Genomic DNA, 2,425 nt, shown 5'->3' on the forward strand with positions numbered 1-2,425 from the left:
TGACGGCGCTCATCGGAAGTGCTCAGCTTCGCTCAGCGAAAGTGCTCACCCGGTAGCGGTGATCACTGTAGCGGTTGACGGGTTCCGGTGACTGCTTTGCGGAGTTTCTCCGATCGTGCGTTGTGGTCGCGGAGGCGGTAGGAATCACCCGACATGTCGAGCACTACCGATCGATGCAGAAGTCGGTCGAGCATCGCTGCTGCGACGGTGTCGTCACCGAGGACCGTTCCCCACGAGCCGACGCCGCGATTACTGGTGATCACGATCGATGTCTTCATATACCGTTGCGAGACAACCTGAAACAACGCTGACGCCGCCTCACCCGGCAACGGTAAGTACCCGAGTTCATCGATGACCAACAGGGTCGGGCCGGCGTAGAACCGCATCGTCGTCGCCCACCTGCCTTCGATCGCAGCGCGATGACACCGAGCAGCAAGATCCGCTGCAGTGGTGAAATACGTTCGATATCCCGCGTGCGCCGCGGCCCGCGCCAGCCCGACCGACAGATGCGTCTTCCCGACCCCGGGTGGCCCGATGAGCAGCACATTCGTCGCGGTCTCCAAGTATCTGCAGGTCGCGAGCTCGTTGATGAGTTTCTTGTCGACCCCGGCGGCGTTGTCGTAGTCGAAGTCCTCGAGCGATGCCGGCGTCGGCAAGCACGCGAACCGCAACCGACCGGTCAACCGCCGCGCTTCGGTGGCGGCGACCTCGATCGAAAGCAGTCGCTCCAATGCCGCTGTCATCGACAGTTCCTCGGTGGCCGCTTGGTCGAGGACCGCCGGTAATGCTTCGGCGGCGTCGGCGAGTTTGAGGACCCCGAGATGCCCACGGAGGCGTTGGTAGAGACTTGCTGCTTCGGCGGTGTTCGGTTCAGGAAGTCGATCGGCAGTGGCACGGGATTTCGGTGTTTCGCTCATGCGAGGGTGTTCCTTCCTCGCGCGGCCCGCTCGTAGGCCGAGAGGTCGATGACATCCGATGATGCTGACGCAGAGGCTGATTCAGAGCTCACGTTCGCAGTCTCTGAGTGTCGAACATGTTTGTTGCGCAATGACTCTGCCGCCTGTACCGCATCAGGCCCTGGCGGTATCCGTTCCTTGCGGCGGTGCGGCTTACCGGTGTTCGCGGTCGCCATCGCGGCCTGTTCGAGAGCGACGACGTGGCCGCTGTCGCGGACGATCATGCCCAGACCGTCGGCGGCGACCGTGTGCCGAGCGACGGTGATGCCGGAGACGGTGACGATGTCGAGATGACCGCCACCGACCAGCCTGGTCACGGTCACCTGCGCGGACGCCAACTCCGGCGGAACGGAGTACTGATTGCCGCGGTAGGACACCAATGCTTGCCGAGACGCGGTCCGGGTGTCGCCGAGGATCACCGGATACGCCGTTGCCGGCGGCGTCTGCAGAGGTTCGGTCGCGGCGAGTTCGGCGACGGTGCTGGTGCCGTCGGGAGTGTGGCGGGTCCGGTTGTCGGAGACGGCGGCGCAGAAGTTGTCGAGATGTGCTTGGGCTTGCTCGACGCTCATGTCCGGAAGCGAGCGCCACCACCGCTGCGCTGCAGTGTGATTGGCCTTCTCGACTACGCCTTTGCGGTTCCCTCGTCGGGGTGGGCAGATCGCGACGGAGACCCCGTAGTGCTTCGCGGCGCCGGCGAAGCTCGCGGTCACCGCGCCGGAGTCGGGGTGGCAGACGGTGGCCATGCGGTCGAAGCGCCACACCCGGGTGATGCCGCCGAGAGCGCGGACAACGCGATCGAGGTTGTCGACGAGATGTGGTTGATCCATCGACGGAGTCAGCACCGCCCGCCACTTACCCGAATGAGCGAGGGAGCCGACCCACAGGTGTGCTGTTTTGCCCCAACCCCATTCGGTGGGAGGGTTCGGCAGATCGACGTAGTCCCATTGGGTTTCCTCGCCCGGCGGGTGTTCGATGATGGCATTGGCCCGGTCGGTTGCGGTCCTACAGGCCAGGCAGATCGGGCGGAGCTTCTGCTGCCGGATCTTCCGGGTCATCGTCGGGTACGACAGCATGAACCCCAAGGTCAACAGTTCGTCGAACAAGGTGATCGCCCACAGATGCGGGTCTTCGGTCAATCGGTAGCGGATGTAGTCGACGAAGTCCTCGAATGGATCGGAGGTCGATTTTCGTCGAACCCCCGGGGTGGTGATGCCGTTCAGGTAGTTGCGGACGGTTCGGCGGTTGCGGCCGGTGTGTCGGGCGATGTCCGAGATCGACATTCCTCGTTTGTGCAGTGCGGATATCTCCATGTCCTCTTCCCATGTAAGCATGAGATCACGGGTCTCCTTCGGGACGCTGGTGTGTGGTCAGAGACCACCAGCATCGGAGGAGGCCCGCCCTCATTGGCGGAGCCACACGGATGAGCACTTTCAGAGATCAGATCTGGGCACTTTCACTGAGCGCCGTCA

2 protein-coding genes are annotated in these 2,425 nt (G+C 63.5%); both read right to left on the bottom strand.

Annotated elements, in window-relative coordinates:
- Window positions 1-62: 62 nt before the first annotated feature.
- Entirely contained in the window at window positions 63-917 is an 855-nt protein-coding gene (gene istB / locus ACODSO_RS29060; protein ID WP_489040061.1) for an IS21-like element helper ATPase IstB, read from the bottom strand.
- Window positions 914-2,287 carry an IS21/IS408/IS1162 family transposase gene (locus ACODSO_RS29065; protein ID WP_489040062.1) on the bottom strand — a complete coding sequence of 458 codons (1,374 nt, stop codon included), beginning with the start codon at window positions 2,285-2,287 and terminating at the stop codon, window positions 914-916. The genes istB and ACODSO_RS29065 overlap by 4 nt, the downstream gene beginning before the upstream one ends.
- Between the last annotated feature and the right edge of the window lie 138 nt (window positions 2,288-2,425).

Source organism: Rhodococcus sp. FG69, assembly GCF_057808915.1.

Excerpts from the sequence above, each read along its gene's own strand:
- istB (WP_489040061.1), bottom strand. The coding sequence starts at position 917 with ATGAGCGAAACACCGAAATCCCGTGCCACTGCCGATCGACTTCCTGAA.
- ACODSO_RS29065 (WP_489040062.1), bottom strand. The coding sequence starts at position 2,287 with ATGCTTACATGGGAAGAGGACATGGAGATATCCGCACTGCACAAACGA.